Source organism: Clostridium sp. Ade.TY, from assembly GCF_000498355.1.
Taxonomy (GTDB): Bacteria; Bacillota; Clostridia; order Clostridiales; family Clostridiaceae; genus Clostridium.
This window is the reverse complement of record NZ_AVSV01000049.1, coordinates 1-6,412: the sequence shown is the minus strand read 5'-3', so window position 1 is coordinate 6,412 and position 6,412 is coordinate 1. Positions and strand designations below refer to the sequence as shown.

At 26.6% G+C, this 6,412-nt stretch carries 6 protein-coding genes, 3 tRNA genes and 1 other annotated feature; of the genes, 1 reads left to right on the top strand and 8 read right to left on the bottom strand.

Annotated features, from left to right (window positions below):
• Positions 1-269: 269 nt before the first annotated feature.
• The 3 genes from O212_RS0115440 to O212_RS0115430 form a co-directional block, all read right to left on the bottom strand.
• Positions 270-360, bottom strand: a tRNA-Ser gene (locus O212_RS0115440).
• A gap of 28 nt (positions 361-388) precedes the next feature.
• Positions 389-479: transfer RNA gene (locus tag O212_RS0115435), tRNA-Ser, on the bottom strand.
• Between the two features lie 372 nt (positions 480-851).
• Positions 852-942: transfer RNA gene (locus O212_RS0115430), tRNA-Ser, on the bottom strand.
• A 165-nt stretch (positions 943-1,107) separates the two neighbouring features.
• Here O212_RS0115430 and O212_RS0115425 point away from each other — a divergent pair.
• Positions 1,108-1,923: a Cof-type HAD-IIB family hydrolase gene (locus tag O212_RS0115425; RefSeq protein ID WP_024615957.1), complete on the top strand. Its 816-nt coding sequence runs from the start codon at positions 1,108-1,110 to the stop codon at positions 1,921-1,923.
• Between the two features lie 45 nt (positions 1,924-1,968).
• Here the strand turns inward: O212_RS0115425 and serS are convergent, their stop codons facing one another.
• The 5 genes from serS to O212_RS0115400 all read right to left on the bottom strand — a co-directional run bounded on the left by serS (position 1,969) and on the right by O212_RS0115400 (position 6,317).
• Entirely contained in the window at positions 1,969-3,243 is a 1,275-nt protein-coding gene (serS, locus tag O212_RS0115420) for a serine--tRNA ligase (protein ID WP_024615956.1), read from the bottom strand.
• Positions 3,244-3,316: 73 nt separating this feature from the next.
• Positions 3,317-3,524: a binding site (T-box leader), on the bottom strand.
• A gap of 65 nt (positions 3,525-3,589) precedes the next feature.
• A complete protein-coding gene (locus O212_RS0115415) occupies positions 3,590-3,817 on the bottom strand; it encodes a DUF1667 domain-containing protein (protein WP_024615955.1) in 228 nt (75 codons plus the stop codon).
• A gap of 19 nt (positions 3,818-3,836) precedes the next feature.
• Entirely contained in the window at positions 3,837-5,240 is a 1,404-nt protein-coding gene (locus O212_RS0115410) for an FAD-dependent oxidoreductase (protein ID WP_024615954.1), read from the bottom strand.
• 32 nt (positions 5,241-5,272) lie between these two features.
• Positions 5,273-5,785, bottom strand: a complete 513-nt coding sequence (locus tag O212_RS0115405) for a transcription repressor NadR (protein WP_024615953.1) — start codon at positions 5,783-5,785, stop codon at positions 5,273-5,275.
• A gap of 28 nt (positions 5,786-5,813) precedes the next feature.
• Complete coding sequence (locus O212_RS0115400) at positions 5,814-6,317, bottom strand: HDIG domain-containing metalloprotein (protein ID WP_024615952.1); 504 nt, start codon at positions 6,315-6,317, stop codon at positions 5,814-5,816.
• Positions 6,318-6,412: the final 95 nt, after the last annotated feature.

Sequence of the window (6,412 nt, the reverse complement as noted above, 5' to 3'; positions counted from 1 at the left end):
TTAATATCAATTTAATATAATAGGCTATTATTTTTATTTGTTAAAATATAACCTTTCAATCTTTTATATTTTAAATAATTAATTGTTTTCAAATATACTAAAAAGTGTATTATGATTATTATTTATTAAAATATTAATTTAACTATCTAATCACAATACAATAAAATATATTTTTATTTATCCTGTTAAACTTATATGTTTTATCTTAGTTTTAAATAAAAATAATTATTGAAAACAAAAAAAAGCATCTAACTAATGTTAGATGCTTTTGGCGGAGAATCCGGGATTTGAACCCGGGCGCCGGTTGCCCGACCTACGCCCTTAGCAGGGGCGCCTCTTCAGCCACTTGAGTAATTCTCCATGTGCCCTCTATATTTAAAATATATAATGGCGGAGAGACAGGGATTCGAACCCTGGGTACCCGTGAAGGTACGCCGGTTTTCAAGACCGGTGCCTTAAACCAACTCGACCATCTCTCCGTATCAAAGACATTTACTATTATAGCAACGATATATTTTACTGTCAACATATTTTATAAAATTTTTTAGAATTTTTTCTTATATAAAAATATTAAATAATATTTATATTTTATAATAGCAAATCATTTAATAATAAAATGATAAAAAAATTTAAATCTATATTTTATTAAATTAATTCCTTAATCAAAATATATAATTTCAAACTTTTATATTAACTAATTTAGAATTAACTAATTTTATATTTAACTATCCTTATTAAATATATTATATCTTTTAATCACTAATAATATTTAACTTAAAAGCATACGATTATATAATTCTGTTATTAATTTAAAATATAAAAAAACCTGTTCATAAGAACAGGTATCTATCTGGCGGAGAGACAGGGATTCGAACCCTGGGTACCCGTGAAGGTACGCCGGTTTTCAAGACCGGTGCCTTAAACCAACTCGACCATCTCTCCATGCGACAAATAGAATTATATCAACATATATTTTTTATGTCAACTATTTTTAATAAATTTTTAAATAAAAATTTTATATAATATAGCAAATTTTTTTAAGTAGCTTTATATATTTTTTTATATTATAATTATTGGAAATTTGTATTTTAATTTAAGGAGGACATAATGAATTTATACATATCAGATTTAGACGGAACTTTATTAAATAATGATGCTAAACTTTCTACTTATACAATAGCATCATTAAATAAATTAATAGAACGTGGATTAAGGTTTTCAGCCGCAACAGCTAGAACTCCAGCTACTGTTGTACCACTTCTTTCAAGATTGCATTTAGATTTACCAGTAGTTGTTATGAATGGAGCTGCTATATACGATTTAAAAACAGAAAAATATATTACTTATAATTCTATTAAAGAAAGCTCTGTTGAAAAAATAAATAAAATTTTAGAAGCTAGTAATGTTTCTGTATTTTCATATACTATATTAAATAATCATATAAATGCTTATTATAATGATTTAAATAATAATGTACAAAAGAAATTTATGAATGATAGAGTTGGTAGCCCATTTAAAACTTTCATAAAATCAAATTTACCAAGCAACTCAAATGTTCTTTATTTTTTATTATTAGAAAAAGAACCTATAGTTATGGATATATATAATAAAATTCGAGACATAGATGGAATATATTCAGTCGCATATGAAGATGTATACAATAAAGGATTTTTTAATTTAGAAATTTATAGTGACAAATCATCCAAAGCCAATGCAATTAAGGAAATAATGGTTAAATATAATTTTGATAGATTAATTTCCTTTGGGGATAATTTAAATGATTTACCTATGTTTGAAATTTCGGACGAGTGTTATGCTGTTAATAATGCGAATAACCAATTAAAATCTATAGCTACTAATGTTATTGATACTAATAATAATGATGGTGTTGTCAAATATTTAGAAAAGCTGAAATCTTTTTAGATTTCAGCTTTTTTTGTTGAAAATTTTAATTCCAATTTTTTACTATTATTTAATTATATCTACACCCATATATCTCTTTAATGCATCAGGAACTGTTACAGTACCATCCTCATTTTGATAATTTTCAAGTATAGCAGCAACTGTTCTTCCAACAGCTAAACCTGATCCATTTAATGTATGCACAAATTGAGGCTTATCTTTTCCATCTCTAAATTTAATATTTGCTCTTCTTGCTTGGAACTCTTCAAAATTTGAACAACTTGAAATTTCAACATATCTATTGTAACTTGGCATCCAAACTTCTAAGTCAAACTTTAATGCTGCAGTAAATCCTAAATCACCTTTACAGATTCTAACTTTTCTATATGGTAATCCTAATTCTTCTAATACTTCTTCAGCATCTCTAACTAATTTTTCTAATTCATCATATGAATCTTCAGGTCTTGTAAATTTAACTAATTCAACTTTATTAAATTGATGTTGTCTAATTAATCCTCTAGTATCTCTACCAGCTGATCCTGCTTCTGCTCTAAAACAAGCTGAATAAGCAACATGTTTTATTGGTAAATCTTCTCCATTTAATACTTCATCTCTATACATATTAGTTACAGGAACTTCTGCTGTTGGTATTAAAAAGAAACCATTGTTTTCTACTTTAAATGCATCTTCTTCAAATTTAGGTAATTGTCCTGTTCCTGTCATACTATTTCTATTAACCATGTATGGTGGTAATATTTCAGTATATCCATGCTCATCTGAATGTTTATCCATAAAATAGTTAAGTACCGCTCTTTCAAGTCTTGCTCCTAATCCTTTATAGAAAGTAAATCTTGATCCAGCAACTTTTCCGCCTCTTTCAGCATCTAATATATTAAGGTCTGCTCCTAAATCCCAATGTGCTTTTGGTTCACCATCAAATTGTCTTGGTTCACCCCATCTTTTTATTTCAACATTATCCTCATCAGAATCTCCCTCTGGTACTTGAGGATTTGGTATATTTGGTATTCTAAGCATTAAATATTCTAACTTTTCATTTACTGATGCAAGATTTGTATCATGCTCTTTAATTTCATTTCCAAGTTCTTTCATTTCCGCCATTATTGATGTAACATCTTCACCAGCTTTTTTTAATTTGGGAATTTCAGCTGAAACTTGGTTTCTCTTACTCTTTAAAACTTCAACTTCACTAAGTATTGTTCTTCTTTCTTCATCTAATTTAACAACTTCATCAATAATTGTTAAATCAAAATCTTCTCCTCTGTTAGTTAAAGCCTTTTTAATTTCTTCTGGATTATTTCTTATTCTTTTTAAATCTAACATTCCTATTCCTCCTAATATATATTTATTTTAATAAATTTCTTTTAAACAATAAAAAAAGAGCCTATATCCCTTAATAAGGGACGAATAGACTCCGCGTTGCCACCCTAATTGGTAAAGTAATAAACTTTACCCTCTTTACAGATATAACGACTCTTCACCGTACTGCTTGAATTCACAGTCCCTCCAAGGTGGATTCATATTAATAAAGGCTATCAGTTCTCACCATCCACTGACTCTCTTAAAACCCTATTAAAACTACTTGGCCTCTTCATAGGTTTAATATGTTAATTAATCTTAATATATTACATTTTAAGCTATCTTGTCAATAATTTACTCATTAAATTTGTTAATTATCAATTCTCTTAGTACAAACTATATCTATACCAGTATTTAATATATTTTTACATATTATATCTCCAGTATTTATTGGAGTACTTACATAAATTCTACCTATAACTTTAGAAAATTCTCTCCAAAATTTTATATCAACTACATCGCTACTCTTTACAGGTACAACCTTATACTTTACATTACCTCTAACTCTCACTACACTTGTAAATATATCCTCTTTCATAAAAAATATTCACCTCATTTTAAACTTCATCAAACTCTTTTATTCTTCCTGCCACTACTTTAGAGTCTTTTGAATTCCTAACTATATCAACTGGACTTTTATCCATTTCTCTTGCAAGAATATTTATAATCTTTCTTATGCAGTATGATCCATGACAGTTACCATATCCTGCTCCGGTCCTCTTTTTAACACCTTCAACAGTTCTAGCTCCTAATGGTCTTCTAATACAATCTACAATTTCACCTTCACTAACTCTATTACAAGCACATATAATATTCCCATATCTTTTATCAAGCTTTATAATTTCATTTATTTCATCTCTATTTAAATCTCTAAACCTATAAAACTCTCTTCTTTTATCAATAAAATTTTTATTAACTGATGCATTCATACTGTTTACTATTGCATCTTTTATACTTTGAGCTATAGCTGGTGCAATTGTTATTTTACCATAATGCTTCCCAGTAACTCTTATATAGCCATCATGTATTTCACTATCATCAATATCCATTTCATCTCTCATATAAACTTCTCGAATCATTTCACTTATATTTTCTTTATCTACACTAGGAATTATAGACTTTAGGAAATCTAATCCTTTATTTACATCAAGAATATTTGTATTCTTTACTCCAAACATCATTCCACCATTAATCATTGGTGAATTCATAACAAAAGTTTGTTCATCTATAACATCAACTATTATTTTACTAAGATTTTTTTCAACTTTATCATCAGTTAAAAAATAATTCATTTTCTTTTGTTTTATTTCTTCATTTATTGCATTTTTAGTCTTAATATCATCAACATATATTTCATCTGGTATAGTATTTACTACTATCTTACATTTAAATTTATTCTTATTTGTTATTACATCAAAACCTTTTGTTATTTTCTTTATACTTATAACTTCTTCTTCTAATCTAACATTAACACCATTATCAACAGCTACCTCAGCATACGCAATAGCAAGCTCATAAGGTGCTATTATAGCTGTATTTTCTGAATATAATGCTCTTTTTATATCACCTTGCAAATTTGGCTCTATATCCTTTATATCATCTTCTTCTAACAAATGTACTCCTGATATTCCTCTTCTTTGAGCAGTTATATACATTTCTTCAACTCTTAAACTTTGAGCCTTATTTCTAGCAATTCTAAGAGAACCTGTCTTTCTATATGGTATATTGAATCTCTCACAATCTTCCTTTATAAGCATATTACCTATATTTTCAAGTCCAGCCATAACAACATTTGATGTTTCCGATCCATCATATACTATAGCAGTATTAACTACAGCTATATCATCCGCTATATCATATCCTTTTTCTATAAGTGCTATATTTAAATTATATTTTGAAAGTTCATAAGCAACAGCACATCCAACAATACCGCCACCTAATATTAATACATCATAATCCATATACTCTCAATATACCTCCTAATTAAAATAAATTAACAAACTATAAAATTATTTTTCTTTAAATCCTTTTTTATCAATTCTCTACTTTCCTCATTATCAACTGAAATAGTATGTAAATGGACACCATTTGTAAGAATAGATAAAGGTTTAGCATTATTATTTGTATATTTATCTAAAAATTTATTCATATCATTTAAATTTCTTATCATAAGGTTAGCTTTAATTTCACCATATATAGGATGTTCAACTATAACATCTTCTATTGTTCCACCGTACTTTATTATAATTTCTAATTCACTTTTTAAATTTTCTGCATCGTGATCTACAGCTACAATAAATTTAATTTTATTATCTTCAATATTTGATATTATATAACCTTCAGGAGTAGCTATAATGTTATATCCTCTAGCTCTAAGTATAGCAATATCCTTTACTATTATTTGTCTTGTTACATAATATAATTTTGCAAATTCAGCACCTTTTATAGGAGTATTATTTTCTAATAATCTTAATAAAATATTATCTCGCCTATCTTTAGAATTCATAACTTAATATACTCCTTTCAAATTCACTTTAATTTTTATCATCACATTCTTTTATTATCTCAAGATAAATATTATCTCTATTTTTCTTATTACTTTCATGATGCTTACTTATTACGTCCAAAAATTCTCTATCATAATTACTTATATCCTTTAGAATTTTTACCCCCTTTGATGGATGATTATAATAAATATCTATCTTTTTTATTTTTTTATATTTTTTTATTTTGCCATTTGTAACCTTATCTAATAATACTAATATAGATTTATCTATAACATTTAATGATTTATTTATTTTACCTACATCATGCAATAAAGCTACCTTTGCAAGTTTATATTTATTAATATTTATATTTTCTGATTCTATCTTATCTATTGCATCATTACAAACACGTATGCAATGATGTTTTTCAGAATCATTTAATTTATTAAATAATTCTTTTTCATTTTTATTTAAATATTTATTGATTAATTCATAATCTATCTTTTGCCAACTAGATATAATATGCCAATAAAATTGTTTGATTCTATACATATCCTTACTTCCTCAAAAACTTTATTTCTTATTTTATAATACCATTTACAAAATATCTTATCAATTTTATTTGTATAACAAAAAAAGCCATGAAC

Excerpts from the sequence above, each read along its gene's own strand:
- O212_RS0115425 (WP_024615957.1), top strand. The coding sequence starts at position 1,108 with ATGAATTTATACATATCAGATTTAGACGGAACTTTATTAAATAATGAT.
- serS (WP_024615956.1), bottom strand. The coding sequence starts at position 3,243 with ATGTTAGATTTAAAAAGAATAAGAAATAATCCAGAAGAAATTAAAAAG.
- O212_RS0115415 (WP_024615955.1), bottom strand. The coding sequence starts at position 3,817 with ATGAAAGAGGATATATTTACAAGTGTAGTGAGAGTTAGAGGTAATGTA.
- O212_RS0115410 (WP_024615954.1), bottom strand. The coding sequence starts at position 5,240 with ATGGATTATGATGTATTAATATTAGGTGGCGGTATTGTTGGATGTGCT.
- O212_RS0115405 (WP_024615953.1), bottom strand. The coding sequence starts at position 5,785 with ATGAATTCTAAAGATAGGCGAGATAATATTTTATTAAGATTATTAGAA.
- O212_RS0115400 (WP_024615952.1), bottom strand. The coding sequence starts at position 6,317 with ATGTATAGAATCAAACAATTTTATTGGCATATTATATCTAGTTGGCAA.